Source organism: Halomonas qinghailakensis (assembly GCF_025820815.1).
In the GTDB taxonomy this organism is placed as follows: Bacteria; Pseudomonadota; Gammaproteobacteria; order Pseudomonadales; family Halomonadaceae; genus Vreelandella; species Vreelandella qaidamensis.
In genome coordinates this window covers 2,558,727-2,583,083 of sequence record NZ_CP096973.1, presented here as the reverse complement: position 1 = coordinate 2,583,083, position 24,357 = coordinate 2,558,727, and the positions used below count along the sequence as shown (strand labels likewise).

Below are 24,357 nucleotides of genomic sequence, written 5' to 3'. Positions count from 1 at the left end.
CTTACATAACCAACTGTAATCAACACTTGCGTGACAGCTAGGAATAATCGGGGGTATTCAATGCTTGAACCGCATGTTTTTCAGAAAAATGCATTGCTTGGCTTATTACCAGAGGAAGAACTAAGACGCCTAATGCCCCACTTTGAGGAGGTGACGCTTACCTTGGGGCAGTCACTATGTGAATCAGGACAGCACATGAATCATGTCTACTTTCCGCTGGACTCCATCGTCTCGTTGCTATGCGTAATGGAGAACGGTGCCTCAACGGAAATCGCCGTTGTCGGCTATGAAGGAGTAGTGGGCGTGTCGCTATTTATGGGCGGTGAGACCACGCCCAGCCGAGCGATTGTGCAGAGTGCTGGAAAGGCGTTACGTCTAAAGGGCCAGCTGCTCAAAAACGAGTTCTACCGCGCAGGACCCATGCAGCGACTGCTGTTACGCTATACCCAAGCCCTGCTAACACAAATGGCTCAAACGGCGGTTTGCAATCGCCATCACAATCTTGATCAGCAGCTATGCCGCTGGCTACTGCTCAGCCTAGACCGGCTGTGGGGCAATGAACTGATCATGACACAGGAATTAATTGCCAACATGCTGGGCGTTCGTCGTGAGGGGGTTACCGAAGCAGCAGGTAAACTGCAAAGGGCTGGCCTGATCTCTTATCACCGTGGGCATATTAATGTGTTGGATCGGCAAGGCCTTGAAGAGCGTGTATGTGAGTGCTATTCGGTCGTCAAAGACGAGTACGACCGCCTGCTTAACCACCATAACGTTATGTGAACAATTAGGCGCAGCCACCAACGTATTACAAAAAACAGCAGCGCCTTGTGTACGCTAGCGTGCCGACGCTTGATTAACCTAATGGTAATATGTAGGTAGGCCGTTGCTGATAAATGATGGCCTATCTGCAGCCGACATCGAAATGATTACCCCCCTCATTGTGCCGTTTGCCAGGTTTTTCTAATAACCGGAGAGGCACATGACATCTGTTTTTCACGCTACCGATGCCAATCAATTACTAGCTGAGCTACCTACCGCTGAGCGGGATGCGTTGATGGCCATCTGCGACACCGTACAGCTCTCATTTGGAGAAGTGCTGTTCCAGCCCACCGATACCATCACCCATGTCTACTTCCCCATCGATAGCTTCATTTCACAGATTGTTATTCTGACGATGGACAGTCGGCTGGAAGTCTCGATGGCAGGACGTGAGGGCATGCTAGGCATTTCACTGGTGCTCGGTATCGCAGAAACACCGTTGCTCGCATTAGTCCAAGGTGAAGGGCTAGCTCTGCGCATTAACGCGGCCAGCTTTCAACAGCTGCTGCTAAACGCACCTGTATTGCACCAGCGGCTAAAACGATACCTCTACGTGGTTATCAGCCAACTGGCTAACTCAGCGGCCTGTATTCATTTTCATCGAATTGAAGAGCGCCTCGCCCGCTGGCTTTTAATGACCCAAGATCGCGCCAAGTCGGATAGTCTGCAGCTTACCCACGAGTTTCTAGCCATGATGCTAGGCGTACGCCGAGCTGGTATTACGCTCGCGGCCATTGCGCTGCAAACACGCGGTCTTATCCGTTATCACCGTGGTGAAATTATCATCATTGATCGCTCAGGCTTAATCAAAGCCGCCTGCAAATGCTATACCGATGACTGCGAACTTTATACTAGGATGTTGATGCGCTAGGGAAACGCTGACCGGTCTACGCCCTGGCCCTGCTAATAAACCAACTCACCTCGTCGCCCTTATTTGAACTGGCGACGCTTTTCATACCCAGGGAGATAAGCGAAAGCACCGCCCTAAGGCGATGCTTCCTCTACTTCAATGTTGCCAAGGTACGGCTACTTAAATTTTACCCAAGTACTGCATCTCATCCAGCATGTGAGTAGGTACATCTTCAATCAATACCAACGTGATTTCAGAGTCGCCATCGGTAGTGGTAGCTACGCCTTCACCTAGCGATGCATTGAGAGTATCAGGCGTAAGGTTGTACATTGCGCCAGTAAGAGGGTCGACAATTAACCAACCAATTAGACCACCGAAAATTATGTTTCCGCCGATATACCAACCATTGGGGCTGGAGTTAATCATCATTGTGCGGCTTTCATAACCCTCTTTGGCAATCTCAACGGTATATGTTTTACCGCCGAAATAGCTTCCATCTGATTTACGCAACTGCACTGTTGTTGGTGTATTTCCAGAATGCACTTGCATACTGCGCTCATCCGTAATTATCACATTTGCATTGCTCGGACTGCTGTTGATCGTGATGCTTTGCTCCTTTTCGCCTACAATAGTGGCGCACCCTGTCATCAACGATACGGTGGCAATAGCAGCAGTCATCTTAAGCATTTTCATTACAATGATCCCTTTTGATTCATGTTCTTCTTAGCGGCTTCTGCCACTTTTCTATTACGCGGACACCATGGCCGCACATCTGGCGTTATGCCAAATTCTTTATTCTCAATAACGTTCTCAAACCACTTGAGTATTATTCTTGCCCTAGCGGAACCCATCGTGGGTTTATAATAATCTGTAAAGTAAGTGGTTAATGCTTTAGTTATCCAGTGGGAATAAAGTAACTTTTCACTTACTTCTCTCGTCTATGTGTTCCCACACCCGTCCGTAGTATATTGGGCACACAGGCTCTGGCCTCATAGTTACAGTACAAAGCTCATGGCATCTTTTAACACAACCTCATTATTACAATGGTCGATACCGCTCATAATCTTTCTAGAGGTAAAGACTGCCAGTGTCCTTATTTCAACTAAAGGCGGGGCAAAAAGCGTTGTAAGGAGAGCGAACGAAAGCTCCGACATTTCGTGTCTTATTATATCCAACATGCTAAGCATGTGAGCGCTTACTAATAATAGTGAGGATATCATTATACTGGCAGAAGAAAAAGTCTATCTTACCAACACTTAACTAAATCATTAGTATTAGCTTAATCAAGCAAAGCGACAATAAACGTAGGCGAACCGGACTTATTGGGAAAAATACTCTCTCGTGGGCTTTTTAAGCCATTTTTGATGCTAACACCGGCAGCCCATCAAAAATTCGAGTGCGACAGCACAGATGTTCAACCCAATCCATGTAGTGCCACACTATGGCATCGCCGCGCTTATTTAATAGCCGTAGAAACAGTGCCGTGTCCAAGAGAGTCGCTAAGTTTTGTGAGGCACGTTAAACTATATTAACTTTCATCATGACTGCTAGGGTTGGCATCACCGTGTCATATACTTGCGATCAGCTCTTTCGCCATATGACGCTTCTTCAGCTGATTCCACGTAACCCTGGTCGAATGACCACCCTAGTGCTGAAAAAGAGCTCTGCTGATTTGTTGTATATGCCTGAAACAGCAGGAGGCGCACTGCCCGTTCATAACACGGCTAAGTCACTTTAAGGAGATAGCCATGCTCTGCTTTGCATACGGCTCTAACATGTCTACCAAGCGCTTAGCAGCCCGCATTCCGGCACGCTTTGTGACCACTGCCCTGCTGCCTTCCTATCGCCTTGCTTTTCACCAGCGTGGCGGGGACGGTTCAGGCAAATGTGATATCGTGCCAGCATCAGAGCAATCAGCCGTGTATGGCGTAATTTGGGAAGTAGCTTCTCACCACAAATTGACATTAGACCGCTATGAAGGACTTAACGTTGCCTACGATGAAACCTGGCTAACGGTGACAGACCTCACTGGCGAAGGGCAGTTTGAAGTGCAAGCGTATGTTGGCAAAACGAGCGCTATCGGTATGCGACCTTATAGCTGGTACAAGCATCATGTATTGGCCGGTGCGTGTGAGCATGGCCTGCCAGCAGCTTATATTCGTGCACTTGAGCGCATAGAAGCCCACCAAGACCCCGATAACGAACGCCACGCACTTGAAATGGCCCTACACGAGCTCGATGAGCCGTTAATCAGGGGGCATCATGGATAATGATGCACGCTTACTCGCGTTTTATTATGGGGAGGGTCACGACCATAAAGGGCGCCATCTTGACGATATCTGGGCACTTTCTTCATTCTGGTTAGAACATACCCACGACTATATACAGTGGCTATTTCCAATTCCTGAAGCAGGCCGTTTTAATGGCTTTGCGCCGCTATTAACTCCTAAGATACAAGCAGCGTTTGAGCATGAAGCGCGTTTACGCCAACACCAGCAGCGCTCGCTTGATGTGATGCTAGCCTTCTATGGACTTCAGCGTGACGATAGCGTCATAACCGCTCAGCCCACCTTGTCAATTCAGACGCATAATTGGTTAAAAGCCGGTGGCCACAATCACCTGCGTATCACCCGCATCATTCGGTCGTTAGCGCTATGTCACCAGCCAAATATTGCAAGCGCGTTGCAGCACGCCGTTATCGATAATGGCACTCGTCATGGTGTGGTATCGGAAACGTCAATCCAGTTTTGGCGAAACGCCATTTAAAACAGCTTTCCATCTGTTCCTACTACCAACACTCTATTGAACAAGAAATAATGCAAAAATCGCCTACATAGAAGGCAGTATTGTTCCCCAGCTATTCGCCATTGAAGCCTACAAAATCAGCCATAGAAGCAATCTTCGTGCTAAAGGGCTTGGCCTGGCAACGTTTGGGCTGTTATGAATTGAAGGGGGGAGGTTTCCAAATGAGCATTTTTGAAAAACTGCAATCATCGCTTACTTACTCATCAATATAAAAACATAACCGCCGCAAAAGTTTCCATGTCATGCACCTATTCTGAGCGGACCAAAAGCAATCTCAGGATGTGAGAGTCGATCTGCCGTATTCCTTTAAGAGCAACTGGTAACAAAAAAAGCATCGACCAGCAGCATTGCCCCCCACCTATCATCATGCAACTCGCAAGAAAAGCTGTCCTGGATCAATGAAGCGACGGCCACTAATAAGGCAAGCTGAAAGCCTGACTTAGGAGAGTTCATCATGTATCGACTCACTCGGACATCACCCACGCAACGCACAGGAGGTCGCTGGCTGACCCTCCTGCTCGCACTGCTGTTGGCGATAGTCACGATGTCGAGTCACGGCGCCATGGAGAACCATCAAGTCGATTGCGGTGCCACTGCCGAGTGGATGTTGGATAATAGTCACTCGGTTGACGGCCGTTCAGGTGACAGCCAAAGCGTAGAGCATGACCATAACGCCTCATCCTGCGTCACCTGCACCACCGCCATGAGCCAGACGCGATTGCTCGTGCTTGGCCCGGAACGCCTAGCTAACTCACCGGCCATGGCATTATCCCCACAGTTTCCGCTTACCCCCAGACGCCCTCCCAGAACCTGATCGAACGTAGACGATCTGCCATCGGTTCGCGACACACACTCGCGTCCAACATTACGTTCATCAGGAGTTAAACATGTCTATACGTTTCTCATCGCTCGCAATAGCGCGCCAAGCATCCCTGCCTTCCCCATTTTCGCTCAACGGGAAGCAATGGCTCCTCGGCTGGCTCATGGCCGCTGGGCTGGCCCTATCCTCAACCCCGACGCTCGCCAGCGCCCTGCCCGCGGGAGTCGTCGTCACCGCCAACGAGCATGGTGCCTCCCTCACACACCTCAATTTGACGAATGGTGATGCCACTAACCAATCCATCGGCATTGCGCCCCACAATGTCCAGGTCAGCGCTTCCGGCCGTTACCTGATGGCCGTTGGCGAAGCGAAATCCAACGACCATGGCCACGGTGGCGAGCATGCCCACGGTGATGCCACCGGCAGGCTCAAGCTCTACCCAGCCAATGATCCAACCGGCAGCCCCGTGGCCAGTATCGAGGTGGGCAGCCATCCAGCCCATGTGGTCAGCGATTTGGAGGGCCGATTCGCTTACGTCACCAATGCCGGAGGTAACAGCCTCTCAGTCGTCGACCTGGAAGCTGGCGCCGTTATCAACCGCCATGACACTGGCCAGGGTCCCAACGGCGTGACCTGGGTTGGCCACTGAGGAGGTATGACCATGATTGCACACTGCACTGCCCTGATGGGCAACCTGCCCTGGCTGGCCTGGATCATGCCCGTTGCCATGCTCAGCTTGCTCGGCCTCGGCATCGCCGCCCTTGCCAAGTACCTCTTCTCTTCCTCTCGCACGTCCCGTAACCATCCGGAGGCCCGCTCATGAACTGTCTTGGCCCTACTCTCCTGCTCTCCGCCACCCTACTGCTGGGCACTGGCACCGCTCAGGCCGCCTTGCCCGTCGAAGCGACCATGTTTAAGAACCCACAATGTGGCTGCTGTGACGAATACGCTCGACAACTTGAGGATCGCGGGGTAACGGTGAAGATCGTCGACAATATTGAAGTGGGCAAGATCAAACAGAGCATCGGCCTGCCTTATGATCTCGGCTCCTGCCACACCCTCCAAATGGGCGACTACGCCATCGAAGGGCACGTACCCTTCTAAGCAGTGGAGAAGCTCTTTGAGGAACGCCCGGACACCCGTGGCATCGGCCTAGCTGGCATGCCTATCGGCACCCCCGGCATGCCGGGGCCCAAACAGGGTGACTGGGATGTCTATCAGTTCCGCAACGGAGAGGCCGCGCACTTCATGACCCTCTGATCGAAACTAGAACCCCACTAGCAAGAAATGCCGCTTCCACTAGTTGAGAAGCGGCGTTAATCACGTCTATCTAAGCTCCATCAGCTAGTAGGCCTCATGGATAATCCTTATGCCTATACGATCCGTCCGGCTAGCGTTGCTAAATTTCGACAGTCACGGCTAGAACAAGGGCTTTCACCCAATACCGTTAACCACGATATAGCTTATCTTCGCGCTGTTTTTAACGTACTCATACAGCTAGGGGAATGGCATGGTGACAACCCCTTTGCCGCGATCAAAGCCATACGGCTACCAGAACGCGAACTAAGCTACCTTACCCATGAACAGATCAAAGCTCTGTTTGAGCAGCTAGAGCAGTCGCGTAACAAGCACGTCACGCTAATAGCTACTTTATGCTTGGCTACTGGAGCCCGATGGAGTGAAGCCCAATTTCTGCGCGCTGAATTGGTTAGGGATGGCCGTGTTACCTATGTCGACACCAAAAATGGCCGAAGTCGTTCGGTGCCTCTCTCTGACGAACTTTACCAACGTCTCAAATCACACGGGCCGCAGATCGGACGGCTATTCCCACGCGATGCCTACTAAGCGTTTACCAATGCTATTAAGAACGCAGGTATTACCCTGCCTAAAGGACAGCGCACACACGTTTTGCGGCACACATTCAAAAGCCACTGCGTAGTAAACGGCGGTAACTTACTAACACTGCAAAAAATAATGGGACACCAAAGCATACAAATGACCATGCGTTATGCACATGTAGCCCCTGACCACCTGACGGAAACCGTCACGTATGGGCCAAAATTTTAGGCTGTAGACAGTTTGTAGACACTGGCAAAAAAGATACAGCGGGGGAAGGCACTTAGGAGGGTAAGTCTTTGATTTAATGGTGGGCCCAGTAGGACTTGAACCTACGACCAAGGGATTATGAGTTGGCTACTATAACAATAAGTTACTGACAAATAAAGGAAAGTAGCCGTAATTTAGAAAAAGGTACAGTTGTTTATAATCAGTAGTTTAGAGAAGTTAGAAGATAGCATGCGAAGCTAGTGTGTGTACCGATGGTGTACCTCATAGCGCATTATTTGAGGTATGACGCGATGTAGACTTTTTACCCACCACCTATTAGATGTCTTCAAAACACATATCACCTCAAAAAAACGAGCTTAAAAAGCCTTTTATTCATCTATTCCAATGAATTTTCTCTGCTTTTGTTTCAAAACTTTATAATCGATGCCAAAAACACTTCTAATCATATTATCAAGTGCATTACCTCTTGCACTAACTAAGAAGTCATCTAGCTGCCCTTCATTGTCAAACCTACCATAATAATTTTTATATCCCTCACATACGTTATCCAGCCTGGATAGAAAATGAGTTATTGTTATCCCCCTAGCATTACAATAATCAAGGTCGGACGTTTCTAATATTTTTGATCTAATTTTTTTAAATTGCTGACCGGTCAACTCAACACTATAACCTTCCTTTTTTTTCACAATCCCAAGACCTAGAAAATCAGCTGTATCGCCAGGTTTATATACACCTGACTTACTATCTTTTATATCCAGTCCAACTTTACCCAGCTCAGCTTTTATAACACTTTCTATCTCTTCACAACCACTTTCACTGTTTGAAAATGCGATAATATCATCAGCATATCTAACAACATAAAATCCTTTTGAAATCAGTGCATTATCAAATTTTTCTAAAAATAAATTGGCGAAAAACGGAGAAATAGGCATTCCTTGCCTTACACCTTGTCCAGGCACTAAGCCTTGGCGGCGCATTCTTTTTTCTTCTGTTTTCGTAGTAGCATCCACTTCTAGGTGTGCAGCAGAAATTATTAAATCATGAAGAGACCTATGCTTAACCTTTTTCTTTATTCTTTCTTGCAGTTGATCTCTTTTTATATTGTCGAAAAAAGATGAAATATCAGCTTTGTAAGCAAACTCTCTATTCTCCCTTAGCTTTGAAGCCTTTTTTAAAGCATCACTGACACTTCTTCCTCTTATAAAGCCATAGCTTATATTTGTTTCTGCCCTACAGCCATTATCGTATAGAAACTTCAATATCGCTCTCTGAACCAATCTATCCTGAACGACAGGAACGCAGATTAATCGATCTTTACCATCGGGCTTAGGAAGAAAAACAGGAGATAAATTCCAAAAAGAATAACATGAGTTTTTAAGGTCGTTGGATATTTTCTTTATAAACTCTTTCTTGTGTTCATGGAAAGAGCTGATGCTTACCCCATCTCTTCCTTTTGAGCCTCTTTTCCTTGAAGGTGTATTATTATACATATCTTGCCACACCATTTTTAAGTAATCAGGTGATGCGACGATTTTCAGAGCGCTTTTACTCATAGGTAGGATTCCTTACCCCGCTGTGCTCCTAGCCCCTTCAGCGGGTATCAGACATGCACCGCCCTGAGAATACGCGTCCAGGGTGTTTCCCTGCGTACGCTCAATGGACTTCTCGCGACTGCGATCACACGCGCTATCTCGATTGAGCCAATGTTTCGCCTTATCCGCAACCTGCGAGACTGCAAATTGGGCATGCGATTCAAATTCTACCCCAATGATGCGAATGCCTATCGCTTGCACTTCGATTTTCATTTGGAGCACAACTCCCGTATCGTTTTGGCTTATTTGAAGACCAATGTCTCCACTCAAGCCTACTAAGACCGCTATCGCGAGCAGATAGCGCTGGGCGGCATGCCACCAAAGTGCAAACCTGCCTCCCGAGCCCGCACCCTGCTTGGCGGCCGCTTTAAAGGCTTTACTGGCTCCCCGAGCAATAAGGGAAAGGAGCCTATTAACGATTGGCAACAGACCCTGAGAATACGCGTCCAGGGTGTTTCCCTGCGTACGCTCAATGGACTTCTCGCGACTGCGATCACACGCGCTATCTCGATTTCGCCAATGTTTCGCCTTATCCGCAACCTGCGAGACTGCAAATTGGGCATGCGAGATTCTGGTAAGAATAATTTACCACAACTTCAAGAAACTAATCAATTCCCCTTCAGTTTAAGCATATTTCACGCAGGGCATGAAAAAAAGAAGTAGCTAATTTATATAATATTTTTATCAGGGAAGATTCGTGAGCTATCAGGCATTTGGCGAGAAGCTCTATTTGCTCTTCGCCCTCATCTCCACCAAAAAAGACGTCCTATTAAACGCGCCCCAGTAGCTGGCGTTCAATCAAGCAGAGCCACATTTACGCTAAGGTCGCAAGGCTACCTCTGATGAAAAAAGCTCGGAGTAGAGATGAGTCCAGTAGCCGAACAGTCATTCAGCGATGAGTGTATCGTCCGGGTGTTACATTATCATCAGTTAGGCGCAGCTGGCCGAATGTAACAAAAACCGGTGTTAGACCTAGATGGCAGAGATGAATAGCATCGCTACAGAGGTTTTTTAATCACGCGTCTCCAAGCTTCAATCTTATGGCTCAAGAAGTCAGCACGATCATTGGAAGTATGCCAGTGCATTAATGGCTGCACCTTAACAAGCCTTTAAGCGATAGTTGTTATCGCCTTCATTGAACAGGATACGTCGAGCCCATCAGGGCGAGTAAGTTACAGGTAATTGCTATGCCGACGCTTGCGGCGGTATAGCAATTACACATCCTGCCCGCATCCAAAGCTACAATATTGTGCCCGCATAGCGACACCTTCATCAAAAACTGACAATTCAACCAATAAACTCGTGGAATATAGAATATTTATCAATATAAAAAGGCAGATTGATAACCATCACTTAATTAGTGTCGCTAAAGTGTCCTAATACTGTCTTTAATGTGTCATTAACGTGACCCAACCACATGTCTTTCAATAACTTACGATATATCGTAAGTGTTTGACTCGTCTCCAGCATTTATCATCCCAACTGTGTAATACGAGGATTACGCCGATGGGATTGATAGAAGAACTCCATGCTGCCAAGAAAAAAAGCCCAATGGGGAGTGGGAAAATTATTTTTTTTAGACATATGCATGAGATCGAAGAAGCCTTAAACCAAGGATACACCGCGATGGACATTTGGACCCTGTTACACAACAAGGGTGAACTCCAAATTAAATACAACCAATTTTCAGTTTATGTGAGGAAGTACATTAAGGAGAAAAACGATGAATAAGCGAGCTGCTACTTTTTTATTAATTGCAACTTTTACTGCTTCATCACCAAGCTTTTCAGGAGGCGGTGGACTCACTGGCGGGGCAACAGAAATAACCCAACTTTTAAATAACGCAGAACTTCTGGATATTGCAATTAGCGAGGCGCAAAACCTAGCTTATCAAATTCGCCAGTATGAAATTATGTATGAAAACATGCGTAATCTGCCCAGCCACATCAAACAACAAGCGTTGGCGGATCTCCAGGCGCTTGCCAGCATCGTCACCACCGGCCGAGCTGTAGCATATAGCTCTGGGCAGATCGACGAGGACTATCAGCGAGAGTATCGCGACTTCGAATACTACGCTCAACGCCAGCAAGGCAACCATGATGCATTGGCAGAGCGCTACAGAGATTGGTCTCAATCTAATCATGACAGCGTGCGTGGGGCACTACGTGCGGCTGGTCTACAGGCCCAGCAATTTGACCGGGAAGATTCAGCGCTTCGCACCATTGAAGCCCAAATGGAAAGCGCGTCCGGTACTAAGCAGCTTCTCCAAGCTGGGGGCTCTATCGCTGCCATGCAGGTGGAACAGCTCCAGAAACTCCGGCAACTACAAATGGCTCAGATGCAGCTACAGGCTAGCCATGTAGGGGGCCAGGTCGACCGACAGGCAGAGGATGACTCCGCTTGGCATCGAGCCGTTACGCCCCGTGATAACAACCCAGATACCCAGCAGCCCATCCAGGCCAATGATCTGTTTTGAGGAGTGAGACATGAATACTAATACCACAACTCTGATTGTCATTGCTGGATTGGTGGCGACTATCGCAACCGCAGCGGCCCTGTGGCAGAACGATAAGGCAGAAGAAGATGCCGCTTGGGAACGTGCCACCGCTCCACGTGAGAGCGAACCATCTTCTCAGCGGCCAATCACCAGCGATGATCTGTTCAGTTCAGAAGTCGGGGAGGATGAGCAATGAGACTTTGGCTATATCCGTTGCTCTATGCTGGCCTGGTGCTGCTCAGTGGGCCAGTCGCCGCTGCGGATGGCGATATAGTACGCGACCTTCAGGAGGGATTTCGAGACTCTGTAGCCTTGTGGTACGCCCCGTTGCAGCAGGTAGCTACCTGGCTACTGCTATCGCTGGCCGTGATTTCCTATACCTGGTCAGCAAGTCAAATGGTGCTGCGAAATGCTGATTTGGGCGAGTTCGTGGCAGAGTTCGTCAGGCTGGTGATTTTCACTGGATTTTTCCTGTTTCTGATCCAAGGTGGTCAACAATTGGCAGAAACCATGATCAAGGGCTGGGTCTGGATCGGCGGACAAGCTACCGGTACTAGCTTGAGCCTTAGTGTGCCGGAGATCCTGGAACGGGGATTTACCCTTGGGGGCGATGTTATTTCGGCAGGCAGTGGCTTGAGCCGGATCGCCTACACCATCCTGGCGCTGCCTGTTGTCATCCTGTACACGCTGATTGCTGCTTATGCCTTCTTTGTGCTGGCTGAAATGTACGTGGTCACGGCAGCAGGCATTGTTCTGCTGGGCTTTGGCGGTTCGCAGTGGACGGCGGATTACGCCAAAAAGTACATCACCTACACCATCAGCATCGGTGCCAAGCTCTATGTCATGTTCTTGGTCATCGGCGCGGGTGAGCAATTTATCCACCAGTGGGCTGTGAATCAGGATCATGAGTCGTTTCGGGCCATCCTCGCCATCATTGGGGTACTGTTGATGATGGCCATTCTGGTGAAGATGATTCCTGACGCGGTTCAAGGAATCATCAACGGGGCTTCTCTCGGCAGTGCAACGCCGTCTGTAGGCGGCATGGCAAGGGCTGCCGGATCTGTCGCGGTAGGGGCTGCTGTAGGCGCTGCGGGTGGCGCTATGGCCATGCGTGAAGCTTCCAAGCTGGCTGGTGAACAGCTCGGTGGCAGTGGCGCGCTCGCTTCGGCGGTAGCTCCAGGCGGTGGTAGCTCTACAGGTGCTGGAAATGGGCCGCTTCCCATGCCGGGCTCTGCCTCGTCGTCGAACGGTGCCGCTGCGGGCATGGGCCACGCTGGAAAGACTATGAAGAACCTGACAAAGGCGGCAGGTGAAACCTTGGGCGGTAAGATTATGGGTGACTACAACGCCAGTCACGGCTCATTCGGCGGCTCTATGGCTCAGAAACTCCGGGCTGAACGACTCGGCATGTCGGAAGGCGGTGGCGATTCAGCCCATATGGGTGGCCAGCAGAACAGCGGCCAGACAGGTGCCATGAGCGGTACTATCCGAGCTGCATCACCTTCTGACGGCGGCAGTACGCATAATCAGACCCCCCAAGCTACGCATAATCGCCCCCCCTTTGAATCGGCAAGTAGCGAGCATGGCGGCTCAGAGCAGCCCTACATGTCACCGGCAAGGAGCATAAACGATGAACAGTGAACGTCCGCAAGCCCCTGTTTGGTATCTAATAGCCTGGTTGGGAATAGTGCTGTTGCTGGTTGGCTTCGCTGTCATCGGCTCATGGATAGCCTGGCTGATGTTGCCGGTATGCTACCCCTTCATCATGAAAGCCGTCTCATGGCGGCCAGAGCCTCAAGATCGCCGCAGCAACCTTGATGCCTGATCGTGGCCATTGAGGCTATTTGTCGCGTAGGGGCGGTACGCATAATCAGACCCCCCTACGCATAATCAGACCCCCCCTACGCATAATCGGACCCCCCTACGCATAATCAGGCCCCCCTACGCATAATCAGCACCCCCTACGCATAATCGGCCCCCCCCTACGCATAATCAGACCCCATCGCTAAACTGGCATATTCCAACCATGTTGGGCGCTACCCGGCGTTTTAACTCCAAAAAGGGGCGGCGATATCAGCCGTGGTGTCGAAACCAGCCGGGTTATCCCATCCATAATAATAAGAAGAAGAATATTCTGATTATTATTATGGTCACTGGCATTCTTTTGATGCCGTCTTGCAGCGGCCTCAAGAGCTAGCCCAAGTAGCGTCAGGGTTTGGCACTGGCGCTGGGTGAAAGCCTTCCTTTTTGGCGTTCAATCAGCAAGGCCAGCTCGCGCCTTCCAGGCGCGGGCTGTGTCGCGCAGCGTAGTAGTTCTTAGTAACTACTAGTACGGATTTTATCGGATTCGCTAAAAGCCAGTACTGGCGGGCTTTCCAGCGATTTTTTGGGAGTATGGACGTGACCGTTAATACGGTAAAGCGTGACTGTTAATACGGTAGAACGTGACCGTTGATACGGTACTCGCGCTCGACTAACCGTGGGCGTTTGATGGTCGCTTTCGCAGTAGCTCCCCGACCATCGACCAGTACCTGCCAGCCATGCAATTTACCGATAGCATCCAGCGCTTTGCCGATCCGTTCTCGGCGCTTGCGATTGGTGCCAACAGACTTGCTGGGCGGCCCCCAGACCTTTTCAGCCAGCCGGTCAAACCGAATACTGTTGCTGGCTCCCTGCCGCAGCCATGCGGACAGCCACGCATGGGTGAGCTGAGCGGCATCGCTAAGCAGTGCCCGGCGTTCAACGAGTGATACATAAACATGATGCCCCGATAGCGCCTCGGCAAGGCGGGAATTCAAGGCGATATGTAGCTGACCCTCGGGCGTCTCCGCATAGGACAGCAAGCGCATTGACCAGTCGTAGCCGTCCTTACGGGCACGGCAACCCACCATACTAAGGCGCTCAAGACAGTCCTCCAGCCGATTGTATTCGGCCTTGCCATCTGCCATGCCTGCGGCCTGCAATAGCGCGTAGCGGGTCATTTTGACCACGGTGGCCTGATCCATCATCGCTAGATCTTCGGGTTGCAGCCGTTGCCAAAGCTGTTGTGCTCTGCAATGACTAATACCGGCATGTAACTCCTGCCTGCCTAGCACGCCTGCCAATGCAATCGTTGCCAGCAAGACAGATTGGTCGCGGGCATCCAGTGCCCGCCAGACATTAAATTTCAACTTAAACCCGTTGTGCTCATGTTCGATTGTAAGGCCGCCAGGGCGGCGGCCGCGACACATGGTACGAAACAATGAAGCAAGCCATAAAGCAGGGTCACAGCGGGCATACTCAACGCGAGTGAGTCTTTCAGCCGGTATAGACATTCGTAGCCCGCCCCTTTTTGGCGTTTTCTTGTTTGGCAGGGACTAACTCGATAGGTATCAACACGCCTTCTGCTTGGCGCTCGTACCAACGATCATCCATTTCTTCACCGTAATTAATTTTGCTGGTACCGAACCGCAAGAAATACTTACGCCGGTCATCACCAATTGGGCGACGATCAAAGGTGCGATCACTTAGCAGCTCAGCCTTCTCCTCCGTCATCCGTTCGACAAAGCCGCACCAGCGAGCATTGTCTATCAATGCTGACGCACCTCGGGCCGCTTGCTGCTGTCCGGTTTGGCCGTCTCGGGCACTGTTCTTATTTACATGGTGCAGGTAGAGCACTGAAGCGCCAGTGAGGTAGGCAATCTGTTCCAGACGAGACACCAGTTGTGCCATTTCACCATTGCTGTTTTCATCGAGATGATGCACTCGACTCAGTGTGTCGAGGACAATCAAGCGAGCGCCTTGGCAAAAGTCCAGAATCCTCTGCATGTGGCGTTCATCCATGATGTTGAGTCCCTTACCCATTATTGATTCCAGCACCAGATTCTTTGCTATGGCTGCTCTGGCGGCAGGACTCAGATGCTTGCCAATAGCATGGATACGTCGCAGCAATACTGGCTCTGGATCTTCACCTGCGAGGTAGATCACCCGCCCTGTTTTTGATGGATTTAGCTGCAGAACGTCGCCACCAGGAACACTGCTTGCGATACACATTGCCGCCTCAAGTGCCCAGTAGCTTTTTCCTGTCGCGCCAGGCGCAACCAGAGCCCCTACGGTGCCTGATAGAAAGCCGGACCAGATGAAGTCTAAGGGCGGCGGTTCATTCTCAAATGCCCACATCAGATCAATCGCCATGTCTCACCCCCTATCGCCGCAGAGCCGGTCACTGTCCAGCAGCTCGGCAATTTGCGAAGTGCGGAAATAGACACGCCGACCGACTTTCAGCTTTGCCTGGTTAATCTCTGCTGCCCAAGGGTTGCTTGTGCGTAGGCTTATCCGCAGACCGTCTGGTGAGCGGTCAAGAACAGTGGCCAGTTGGGGAAGGCTCAGTAGTGGGCCAAAACGGTCGAGAAGGGAATCCTCGATAGTCATTGTGTAATCCTCCGTAATTGATACTTGCCTTACGAAGGTTATGAATATCGGGCTGGTTTGTATACTTACGATATATCGTAAGATATTGAAAAATAAAGACTAAAGACACATTAGCGCCACATTAGTGACAGTGTAGAGACACTTTAAAGACACTCGATATACTGAGGCGATTAAAACTAGTATTTATATTCAAAAATATTCTAAATAATTTAGCATTATCGCTCATTACAGTATGTGTTGGCCTTCAAACTCCAACCGTGTCGCTGAAATGCGGTCTTGCTAGCGGGCAGGATGTGTAAATGGTCCACCGCCAGTAAGCTGGCGGCGTCCGTTTACCTATAACTTACTCGCCCTTGTAGGCTCGACGGTGTTGGTATTCGAGTGGCACAGACCTTACAAGTCTATTTCAGTCACGCCTTTGAGCGTCGCTGCTCAATAGCATCGAGCTGGTCTACCAGGTCTTCGGCGCGTAGGTGGGTGTAGCGCCGCAGCATTTGCATGGACTTGTGGCCGCTAATTGCTGCCACCTGCTGATCACTTAAACCAGCTTCGACTAATCTGCTCACAGCCTCATGGCGAAGGTCGTGAAAGCGGAAGTCATCCAGACCAGCTTGCTTCTTCGCCTGGTTCCATAGTTTGGTATAAGCATAGGGACCCCGCTTTCCATCCTGGCCAGGCTCACCGAAGAACACTAGATCACAGTCGAGCGGGCGAACTGGGTTATTAAGCGCTTGTTTGAACGCTTCGGTTGCCACTTGAGTCAACGGCACTAGGCGGGCTTCGTTGTTTTTGGTGTCTGTAAGGCGCACCACGCGGCGTTTAACGTCGACCTGATTGCGAGTGAGGGTCAGGATCTCTGAAGAGCGCATACCCGTTTCCAGGGCTACTCTGGCGATCCAGGCTAGCATTGGGTTGCTATGCTGCCGCAGAACAGCAAACAGCCGCTTTTCCTCGTCAGAATTCAGGCGACGGTTACGCCCTTCTCCTGGGCTAGGCTTGCGGATGTTCTGGACGGGATTATAGGTAAGTCCCAGTCCCCATTCCTGTATGGCCACGGTGTAAAGGTGTCCGAGTAAGGCAAGCTCCAGGCGCACGGTATTAGGGCTGATAAGCTGCCCACGGCGTCCTAGCGTGTTGAGTCGTTTATCACGGTAGTTGGCAATCAACTCCGGGGTCAGCGCTGCGAGGGAATACTTACCCAAATGCTCAATAAGCGTCGTCGCTTTTTGGCGTTCACTTTTTTGAGTACTGGGTTTCTTAGTAGGCGTTATATCGGCTAGGTAGCGCTGCAAGGCTGCTTCAAGCGTCATGCGCTCTGAGGCACTACGTTGGATATAAACACCGCGCACCATTTCATCTTCAGTGCGGCGTGCCCAATCTTGGGCGTCACGTTTGGTGCGGAAGGTCTTTGCGATGGTTGGCCAACCCGACTTGCGGATGACGGCTTTCCAGGTTGCAGAAGGGGTCTTGACGATAGTGGCCACAAAAAATCTCCAGGGTCTGAAAGATCGGCACTGTACCGAAACTGTACCCTTGGACTAGGGGACTCACCAGAGACAATTGCTAAGTTACTGATTTTAATGGTGGGCCCAGTAGGACTTGAACCTACGACCAAGGGATTATGAGTCCCCTGCTCTAACCAACTGAGCTATAGGCCCGCAAAGCGTGCATATAATAGCGAATGTGTTCGGGCGAGGCTACCCCCTGTAGCGCTATCTTGTGGCAATAGCAGCAATTTTTTAGGGGCACTTATTGAAAAGTATGGGGTCTGGTAGTGAGTTCCTACTGCGGAGACGCGCTGTGAAAGCTTTGATTGCTCTTATCCCGCTATTGTTGGCGGTGCCGGCACATGCGGATTGGCAGCTAGATCCTGGTCAGTCGCGGGTACAAGCGTCTATTACCCAATTAGATGGCGACGCTCCACAAACCCATCACCATCAGGTGAATAATTTGCAGGGCGATATTTCTGCCGATGGCACCCTGCGCCTGCCGTTGCGTTTGAGCCAAACGGATTTGCTGACTCGCTTTGGTGATTTGCCGCCGTGGGTGGGGTTACTGGCCAATACCCCGCTAGTCACGCTGGTCGCGCAGATGCCGCCGGAGCGGTTAGATGGCTTAGACATTGGTGAATCCATGGTGGAAACGCTTAGCTTTCGGGTGCAAACCGATTTGATCAACCAGGAAGAAGCGGTACCGCTGCGCTTTACCCGTGAAGGGCTGAACGAGGTGCGTGTTACCCATGCTGAACCCATGGCGATGGATGGCCGCGCGCTGATGGCTAACAGCACGGTGCGAACCGTGCTGTCGTTGCTGGGCTATCAGGAGATTGACGAGCATGTACCGGTCACCTTGAATGCGCTTCTAGTGAACCGCTAGTACGCTGTCAATCCCTCTCCTTTCAGTGGCTGAGTGTCTCCACATCTCCTGCCAGGGCAGCGCCGGTTTGTACTCGCCACTGGGCAGCATAGTGGCCATCAGCCGCCAGCAGACTTGCGTGGTTGCCGCGTTCAGCCACTTGGCCTTTCTCAATCACCACGATTTCATCGGCATGCACAATGGTCGAAAGCCGGTGGGCAATCATAATCACCGTGCGGCCATGGGCGATGCGTTTTAGCGAACGCTGAATAGCAGCTTCAGTTTCGTTATCCACCGCGCTAGTGGCTTCATCCAGCACTAGAATCGGCGGATCTTTAAGCAGCGCCCTGGCCAGCGAAAGCCGCTGACGCTGTCCGCCAGAGAGTAATACCCCTCGCTCGCCAACCGGGGTTTCCAACCCTTGGGGCAGCGTTTCAATAAAGCTCCAGGCTTCAGCGGTTTTGGCGGCGTCAATAATCTCGGCCTCCGAGGCATCGGGTTTGCCGTAAGCAATGTTATCTCGAATGCTGCCTTCAAACAGGTACACATCCTGGCTCACCAACCCTATCGCTTGGCGCAGCGAGTGCATGCTGACCTCCGTGATCGGCTGACCATCGACCAGTACGCGACCGCTGGCAGGGTCGTAAAAGCGCAGCAGCAATTTGATCAGGGTCGATTTGCCGGAACCGGTAGCACCTACCAGCGCTAGGGTGTTGCCTGCGGGCACGTGGAGATCAACGCCACTCACCCCCACCTGGCTAGAGGCATAGTGGAAGCTCACGGCTTCGAACTGCACCTCGCCTTTCACAGGCGCAGTAAGAGGCGTTGTACTTTCATCTTTCACCGTAATTGGCACTTCCAATAGGTCAAGAATCCGCTTGGTGCTGGCCATTGCGCGCTCGAACAGATCAATCACTTGGGCAAGGCCGGTGAGCGGCCACAGCAAACGCTGGGTAAGGAAAACCAGGACGCCATAAGCACCTACATTCAGGCTGCCGTTCAGCGCCATCATGCCGCCGACGGTAAAGGTGGCGAGAAAGCCCGCCAAAATCGCCATACGGATCACAGGTATAAACGCGGAGCTGACCTTTATCGCCCGGCGGTTGGCTTCTAAATAGGCTTCGCTGGCATCACGCAGGCGCTCGGCTTCCCGTGTTTCACTGGTAAAGCTTTTGATAGTGGCAATGCCGCTTAGATTATTAGAAAGGCGGCTGGCAAGGTCACCAACTTTTTCACGCACATCGCTGTACAGCGGCCCAGCTTTACGTTGGAAGAAGAAGGCACCCCAAATGATCAGTGGGATTGGGGTAAACGCCAATAAAGCGATAAGCGGCGACAGCACAAAGAACACCGCACCCACCGCTACTACGGTCACGCCCACTTGAATCAGCGCATTGGCACCGCCGTCCAGGAAACGCTCCAGCTGGTTCACGTCGTCGTTCATGGTGGCCACGAGCTGACCGGAGCTTTTTGATTCAAAAAATGCCATGTCCAATCGCTGGGCATGCTCGTAGGTGTCCTGGCGCATATCCGCCTGTAGCCGCTGGGCAAGGTTGCGCCAGAGAATTTGGAACAGGTACTCGAACAGCGACTCCCCCGCCCAGATAAAGAACGTCAGCACCGCCAGAATGGTGATTTGTTGATGGGGCGTTTCAAACCCCAGCCGCGCTACAAAGCTGTTTTCCTGATTTACCACCACATCAATCGCCACACCGATCAGAATTTCCGGAGCGATATCAAATAGCTTATTAATAATGGAGCAGGCGGTGGCCGCAGCAATCCGCCGCCGATAACCTCTGGCATAGCGCAGCAGCCGCACGAGCGCTTGAAAGCTTTGGTTTGAAGACGTCGCTTGAGCGTGAGGTGGTGAAGAAGCCACATCGGTTCCTTTTAGAAGTTATTGAGAGAATAGAGAGAGAACGAGAACTATGGGCTGAAGTTACTGAGTGGCACTTATGCCGACTGAGCCACGCGACGCACGTTAGCCAGCAAGGGGCTGCCGGTATCCGGGTCAAGCAGCAGCGTGCAATCTACCTGGTAAAGCTCGCGTACCAACTCAGGCGTCACCACCTCAGCGGGCGCCCCCTGAGCAATAATCTGGCCATCGCGCATGGCAATCAGGTTGTCTGAATAACGGCAGGCACTGGCGAGGTCATGCAATACCATTACGACCGTGCGGCCATGGCAAGCTAAGTGGCGCACTAACTCAAACACTTCAATCTGGTGGCCTAAGTCTAGCGCAGAGGTCGGCTCATCTAATAGCAGTAGCGGCGTTTGCTGGGCAATAGTCATCGCGATCCAGGCGCGCTGGCGTTGCCCTCCGGAAAGCGCTTCTAACGGCCGGTCGGCGAGGTCTTCCAAACCAGCAGCATCGAGCGCGTATTGCACCACGCGCTGGTCTTCCGCCGACCATTGACGCAGCCAGCCTTGGTGGGGCTGGCGGCCAAAGCGAATCAATTCAGTGACGGTTAGCCCTTCTGGAGCCACCGCCTCCTGGGGCAACAGTGCTAACTGGGTGGCTAACTGACGCGCAGGCAGGCGTTGAATATCCTGACTATCCAGCAGTACCGCACCGCTGTCTGGTTTGTGCAAACGAGCAAGGCCAGAAAGTAGCGTTGATTTACCGCAGCCGTTAGGGCCAACAATGGCAGTAACCTGCCCGCTGGTCAGGCTAACGCCCAGGTCTTCAATCACTCGGCGCTGGCCATAGCTCATGCACAGCGCATTGGTGGCAAGCATTGGTGAAACATGCTCTGGTGAAACATGCTCGGGGGAAATAAGTTCTGGTGAAATATGTTCTGCTGAAATAAGTTCTGGCGAAAGAGACGAGTTGTTCATGGGCGGCTCCGTTGTGGGCGCATTAATATCCATAGCAGCCAGGGCCCGCCTACCACCGCCGTGACAATGCCCACGGGAATTTCAATCGGTGCCAAGAGAGTGCGCCCAGCAAGGTCGGCCAGCACCATCACCAGTGCTCCCGCCAGCGTGGCGGCTAGTATGGGCACCTGGCGGGCGCTGGAAAGCGAGCGGGCAATTTCAGGGCCAATCAGCGCGACCATGCCCACCGGCCCCGCTACGGCAACAGCAAAAGCGGTAAGCACGACAGATAGCATCAGGATCTGTAGCCTGCGGGCTTTGACACGAACTCCGAGACCGCTGGCAGTGGCGTCGTTAAAGCGCAGTAGCGTCAGTGAACGCGCCAACGCCAAGGCGGCAATAATCCCCAATGCCAAGCCAATTCCCAACAATTGCACAGCACCGCCTGGCCGGGCATTGAGTGATCCTACCGTCCATGGGTAGGCGGCATTGGCGGTGTCAATCGCTACCCGTGCCAGCATTAATTGAGTGACAGCACCAAACATTGCCCCCACGCCAATGCCCGCGACAATAAATCGATACCCCTGCGTGCCACTGCCTGCCGCGAGGCCAAAGGTAAGCACGGCGGCGGTCGTCGCCCCAGCCAAGGCCATCGCTGGCGGTGCAATCGACACGCCCATGCCCACAATAGAAGCCACTGCAAACGCCGTCGCACCATTATCAATTCCGATAATACCGGGCGTGGCTAGGCGATTGCGTGCCAGGGTTTGCATCAAAATGCCTGAAAGTGCGAACGCCGCTCCGGTAAAGCAAGCAGCGATTAAACGCGGCAGACGCAGCTCCTGAACCATAAAGGCCGTCATCATATCGCCCTTACCTAACACGGCAGGAATAACCTCGCTTGGCACCAGCGGCACGCTACCTAAGCTTAGATAAAGCAAGCACGCTGCCAGCAGCGCAACCAACAAACCCATATTGACGGCTAGCGCGCGCTTTTCGAGCAAAAAACTATAGCCCCAACGGGGCAGCGCGATATGCCAGTAGCCCTCTGGCGCTAGTACGCTATCGGCATGTTCCGCGGCATGGTTTGTAACAGCATGGCTTCGGCGGGTGGCAACGCCCGTTAAAGACGAATGATTCGCCATTATTTTCATATCAACACATCACCAAAATGACACCACGATGCCTGATCGGCAGGGTGTTAAAAAAAGCGTCATAGCATGGGTAACCGTTTAGCACGCACCACCGCTATCAATACCGGCGCGCCACATAGCGCGGTGAGCACACCCAATGGCAGCTCGGAAGGAGCGACGACAACACGCGAGATAATATCAGCCGTGAGCACAACCAGGGGGCCAATCGGCAGGCAAAACCACAACGTGCGGCGAATATCGGGCCCTGCAAACGCGCGCGCTACAAATGGCACCACCAGCCCTACAAAGGCAATCGGCCCGGCAATGGCAGTGGCTGCGCCCACCAGCAAGGCCACGCAGCCTACGGCTACCCAGCGGATCAGTGTGGGGTGATGCCCCAAGCCACTCGCCGCTCGTTCACCGAGCGCCAGCGCCGCCAGTGGCCGCGCCATAATAACCACCGCGATGGCAGCAACCAGTAAACTCGGCAGCACCGCCACAAGATCATCCAACCGTCTTCCCGCCAGGCTGCCTACCACCCAAAAACGAATCTCATCGGCAGCGCGCTGGTCATACAGCAGCATTAATGAGGTGAGCGAACCTAACAGCCCAGAAAACGCCGCCCCTGCTAGCACCAAGCGCACGGGGTCATTCCCCACGCCGCGAAAACGCGCCACGCTGAGAACACAAATACAGCCCACCAACGCCCCTAACTGGGCAACCGAAATACGCAGCGTGGCAGCGCTAGCCCCTAGCACCAGTGCCAGTGCTACCGCAAAGGCTGCCCCGGCGCTTACCCCTAGCAAACCAGGTTCGGCGAGTGGGTTGCGGGAAATGGCTTGTAGCAGCGCCCCGGCAACGCCCAACGCAATACCAACAACAATGCCAATCAAGGTGCGCGGAGTGCGCAGCTCCCAAACAATAAACTGCGCTTCGCTGTCGCTTGCGCTAAGCAGCAACCCCAGCACTCGCTGCGGCCCCACCTCACCCGCTCCAATCAGCAAACTAACGACGCTCACCGCCACAAGGGCGGTGAGCAGAATAAGCATCCATGTACGGGGAGCATAGCGCCGACTGGCGCTGCTCACTGCGCTAGGTAGTGATGTCACGGCATCTTTCACGGCAACAATGCGTTCTCAATATCATTCAAAATAGCTTGGGCGGCTAAAGGGCCATTAGCACTGCTCCACAGCTGGCCATTCACCGGTACGACCTGGTCTTGTTTAACTACGTCCAAACGGGTGAAAGCGGCGCTTTGCTTGGCGGCATCTAAGGCCGCTTGGCCATCGGCGTTAAGCGTCGCTAAGAACAGCCAATCGCCGTCCACTTGGGAAAGATTTTCAAGACTGAGTATATCGCTATGGGGGTGCCCTTCATCGACCAGACCGGCATCCTGGACCTCTAACCCCACTTTCGCTAATAGCCCAGTGGCGATCAGCGCTTTGGACATCACCATCGGGCCATTGGGCATCCAGCGCGCCAGCACTGCAGTACCACCTGCGTTAGCATCATCAATCGCGGCGGCTAATTCGCTAATACGGTGATCAACGGCTGAAATGGCATCTTCGATTTCCGCTTCACGATTGAGCGCCTGGCCATAAAGCCGCGCTTCCGCTTCCCAACTATCGGGCGCTAACGGCTGAGCATGCGGCACCACAGTGGGAGCGATGCGAGAAAGTAAACGATACTGCGGTTCTGGTAGCTGAGCAGCCGCCAGAATTAAATCGGGCTGCTGAGCCAGTACGGCTTCAATATTGATTTCACGTACCACACCGACAATCTCAGGACGCTCGCCACTGAAGTGAGCTTCCACGTACTCAGCAACATTATCGCCACCGCGGGTGGTGACTGCGCCAACGGGGGTAACGCCTGCCGCCAGGGCGGCATCCAGCGCGCCTTCATATAAAGTAACAACACGCTGTGGTGCATCGCTAACCTCAACGTCTCCGTAAGCGGTATCCAGCGTGCGTGCGTGAGCAACGCTTGCCAATGTTCCACTCACTAACGATCCACCTAACAACAGTCCGCTTACTACAATCCCCATCAATCCCTTGCGTAGTGACGAGTAATCCATAAGTGACGCTCCTGAGAATTTATAGCCATGATAATAACGATTCTCAAAAGCACTTGCATTACTATTCCAACGAATCGCACGTTCCAGATGCTGCAACTCGCGTTGAATTCGTTTTTCT

General features: G+C 52.0%; 25 protein-coding genes, 1 tRNA gene and 3 pseudogenes. 14 read left to right on the top strand and 15 right to left on the bottom strand.

Features of this window, described 5'->3' with window-relative positions:
* Nucleotides 1-60: 60 nt before the first annotated feature.
* Together M0220_RS12010 and M0220_RS12005 are read left to right on the top strand one after the other, a co-directional pair.
* Nucleotides 61-780 (top strand): Crp/Fnr family transcriptional regulator, encoded by a 720-nt coding sequence (locus M0220_RS12010; RefSeq protein WP_264017744.1) that lies wholly within the window; start codon nt 61-63, stop codon nt 778-780.
* 199 nt (nt 781-979) lie between these two features.
* Nucleotides 980-1,690, top strand: coding sequence for a Crp/Fnr family transcriptional regulator (locus M0220_RS12005; protein ID WP_264017743.1), 711 nt, complete (start codon nt 980-982; stop codon nt 1,688-1,690).
* Nucleotides 1,691-1,849: 159 nt separating this feature from the next.
* Here M0220_RS12005 and M0220_RS12000 read toward each other — a convergent pair whose 3' ends face one another.
* A complete protein-coding gene (locus M0220_RS12000) occupies nt 1,850-2,362 on the bottom strand; it encodes a peptidase associated/transthyretin-like domain-containing protein (protein WP_264017742.1) in 513 nt (170 codons plus the stop codon).
* 1,055 nt (nt 2,363-3,417) lie between these two features.
* Here M0220_RS12000 and M0220_RS11995 point away from each other — a divergent pair.
* The 3 genes from M0220_RS11995 (at nt 3,418) to M0220_RS11985 (ending at nt 5,288) form a co-directional block, all read left to right on the top strand.
* Nucleotides 3,418-3,939 (top strand): gamma-glutamylcyclotransferase family protein, encoded by a 522-nt coding sequence (locus M0220_RS11995; protein ID WP_035536730.1) that lies wholly within the window; start codon nt 3,418-3,420, stop codon nt 3,937-3,939.
* The gene (locus M0220_RS11990; protein WP_264017741.1) at nt 3,932-4,435 is read left to right on the top strand and encodes an opioid growth factor receptor-related protein; all 504 of its coding nucleotides are present in this window, start codon (nt 3,932-3,934) and stop codon (nt 4,433-4,435) included. The genes M0220_RS11995 and M0220_RS11990 overlap by 8 nt, the downstream gene beginning before the upstream one ends.
* Before the next feature lie 493 nt (nt 4,436-4,928).
* Nucleotides 4,929-5,288, top strand: a complete 360-nt coding sequence (locus M0220_RS11985) for a DUF2946 family protein (protein ID WP_264017740.1) — start codon at nt 4,929-4,931, stop codon at nt 5,286-5,288.
* 193 nt (nt 5,289-5,481) lie between these two features.
* Here M0220_RS11985 and M0220_RS11980 read toward each other — a convergent pair whose 3' ends face one another.
* Nucleotides 5,482-5,796, bottom strand: coding sequence for a hypothetical protein (locus tag M0220_RS11980; protein ID WP_030073662.1), 315 nt, complete (start codon nt 5,794-5,796; stop codon nt 5,482-5,484).
* 60 nt (nt 5,797-5,856) lie between these two features.
* Nucleotides 5,857-6,099, bottom strand: coding sequence for a hypothetical protein (locus M0220_RS11975; protein ID WP_264017739.1), 243 nt, complete (start codon nt 6,097-6,099; stop codon nt 5,857-5,859).
* Between the two features lie 14 nt (nt 6,100-6,113).
* Here M0220_RS11975 and M0220_RS17415 point away from each other — a divergent pair, with 14 nt between their 5' ends.
* From M0220_RS17415 to M0220_RS11965, 3 genes and pseudogenes are all read left to right on the top strand, one after another.
* Nucleotides 6,114-6,398: a DUF411 domain-containing protein gene (locus tag M0220_RS17415; protein ID WP_404813834.1), complete on the top strand. Its 285-nt coding sequence runs from the start codon at nt 6,114-6,116 to the stop codon at nt 6,396-6,398.
* A pseudogene (locus M0220_RS17410) lies at nt 6,399-6,554 on the top strand (DUF411 domain-containing protein); the annotation flags it as partial.
* A gap of 96 nt (nt 6,555-6,650) precedes the next feature.
* Nucleotides 6,651-7,361, top strand: a pseudogene (locus tag M0220_RS11965) (phage integrase).
* A gap of 368 nt (nt 7,362-7,729) precedes the next feature.
* Here M0220_RS11965 and M0220_RS11960 read toward each other — a convergent pair.
* Nucleotides 7,730-8,914, bottom strand: a complete 1,185-nt coding sequence (locus M0220_RS11960; RefSeq protein ID WP_264017738.1) for a reverse transcriptase domain-containing protein — start codon at nt 8,912-8,914, stop codon at nt 7,730-7,732.
* A 1,545-nt stretch (nt 8,915-10,459) separates the two neighbouring features.
* Between M0220_RS11960 and M0220_RS11955 the strand changes: the two genes are divergently transcribed.
* Genes M0220_RS11955 through M0220_RS11935 form a run of 5 tightly spaced genes read left to right on the top strand, consistent with a single transcriptional unit; the run spans nt 10,460 to nt 13,275 of the window.
* The gene (locus M0220_RS11955; protein WP_264017737.1) at nt 10,460-10,684 is read left to right on the top strand and encodes a TraK family protein; all 225 of its coding nucleotides are present in this window, start codon (nt 10,460-10,462) and stop codon (nt 10,682-10,684) included.
* The gene (trbJ, locus tag M0220_RS11950; protein WP_264017736.1) at nt 10,677-11,429 is read left to right on the top strand and encodes a P-type conjugative transfer protein TrbJ; all 753 of its coding nucleotides are present in this window, start codon (nt 10,677-10,679) and stop codon (nt 11,427-11,429) included. The genes M0220_RS11955 and trbJ overlap by 8 nt, the downstream gene beginning before the upstream one ends.
* Nucleotides 11,430-11,439: 10 nt before the next feature.
* Entirely contained in the window at nt 11,440-11,646 is a 207-nt protein-coding gene (locus M0220_RS11945; RefSeq protein ID WP_089691387.1) for a hypothetical protein, read from the top strand.
* Entirely contained in the window at nt 11,643-13,091 is a 1,449-nt protein-coding gene (gene trbL / locus M0220_RS11940; protein WP_264017735.1) for a P-type conjugative transfer protein TrbL, read from the top strand. The genes M0220_RS11945 and trbL overlap by 4 nt, the downstream gene beginning before the upstream one ends.
* A complete protein-coding gene (locus tag M0220_RS11935; RefSeq protein ID WP_089691381.1) occupies nt 13,081-13,275 on the top strand; it encodes a hypothetical protein in 195 nt (64 codons plus the stop codon). The genes trbL and M0220_RS11935 overlap by 11 nt, the downstream gene beginning before the upstream one ends.
* 604 nt (nt 13,276-13,879) lie before the next feature.
* Here the strand turns inward: M0220_RS11935 and repC are convergent.
* From repC to M0220_RS11910, 5 genes are all read right to left on the bottom strand, one after another.
* The gene (gene repC / locus M0220_RS11930) at nt 13,880-14,764 is read right to left on the bottom strand and encodes a replication protein C, IncQ-type (protein ID WP_089691378.1); all 885 of its coding nucleotides are present in this window, start codon (nt 14,762-14,764) and stop codon (nt 13,880-13,882) included.
* A complete protein-coding gene (locus tag M0220_RS11925; RefSeq protein WP_089691376.1) occupies nt 14,748-15,623 on the bottom strand; it encodes a helicase RepA family protein in 876 nt (291 codons plus the stop codon). Before M0220_RS11925 ends, repC begins: the two co-directional genes overlap by 17 nt.
* 3 nt (nt 15,624-15,626) lie before the next feature.
* Entirely contained in the window at nt 15,627-15,860 is a 234-nt protein-coding gene (locus M0220_RS11920; RefSeq protein ID WP_009721470.1) for a hypothetical protein, read from the bottom strand.
* Nucleotides 15,861-16,270: 410 nt separating this feature from the next.
* Nucleotides 16,271-17,344, bottom strand: coding sequence for a tyrosine-type recombinase/integrase (locus tag M0220_RS11915; protein ID WP_264017734.1), 1,074 nt, complete (start codon nt 17,342-17,344; stop codon nt 16,271-16,273).
* 97 nt (nt 17,345-17,441) lie between these two features.
* A tRNA-Ile gene (locus M0220_RS11910) sits at nt 17,442-17,518 on the bottom strand.
* Between the two features lie 142 nt (nt 17,519-17,660).
* Between M0220_RS11910 and M0220_RS11905 the strand changes: the two genes are divergently transcribed.
* The gene (locus M0220_RS11905; protein WP_264017733.1) at nt 17,661-18,236 is read left to right on the top strand and encodes a hypothetical protein; all 576 of its coding nucleotides are present in this window, start codon (nt 17,661-17,663) and stop codon (nt 18,234-18,236) included.
* 22 nt (nt 18,237-18,258) lie between these two features.
* On the opposite strand, the gene M0220_RS11900 is transcribed toward M0220_RS11905, so the two are convergent.
* The 6 genes and pseudogenes from M0220_RS11900 to M0220_RS11880 form a co-directional block, all read right to left on the bottom strand.
* The gene (locus M0220_RS11900; protein ID WP_264017732.1) at nt 18,259-20,094 is read right to left on the bottom strand and encodes an ABC transporter ATP-binding protein; all 1,836 of its coding nucleotides are present in this window, start codon (nt 20,092-20,094) and stop codon (nt 18,259-18,261) included.
* Between the two features lie 74 nt (nt 20,095-20,168).
* Nucleotides 20,169-20,930, bottom strand: a complete 762-nt coding sequence (locus M0220_RS11895) for an ABC transporter ATP-binding protein (RefSeq protein ID WP_264019228.1) — start codon at nt 20,928-20,930, stop codon at nt 20,169-20,171.
* Nucleotides 20,902-21,000: pseudogene (locus M0220_RS17405) on the bottom strand (hypothetical protein); the annotation flags it as partial. The pseudogene M0220_RS17405 and the gene M0220_RS11895, both read right to left, overlap by 29 nt.
* Nucleotides 21,001-21,049: 49 nt before the next feature.
* Entirely contained in the window at nt 21,050-22,186 is a 1,137-nt protein-coding gene (locus M0220_RS11890; protein ID WP_264017731.1) for a FecCD family ABC transporter permease, read from the bottom strand.
* 59 nt (nt 22,187-22,245) lie between these two features.
* Nucleotides 22,246-23,214, bottom strand: a complete 969-nt coding sequence (locus M0220_RS11885) for a FecCD family ABC transporter permease (RefSeq protein WP_030073734.1) — start codon at nt 23,212-23,214, stop codon at nt 22,246-22,248.
* A gap of 68 nt (nt 23,215-23,282) precedes the next feature.
* Complete coding sequence (locus M0220_RS11880) at nt 23,283-24,239, bottom strand: ABC transporter substrate-binding protein (protein WP_264017730.1); 957 nt, start codon at nt 24,237-24,239, stop codon at nt 23,283-23,285.
* Nucleotides 24,240-24,357: the final 118 nt, after the last annotated feature.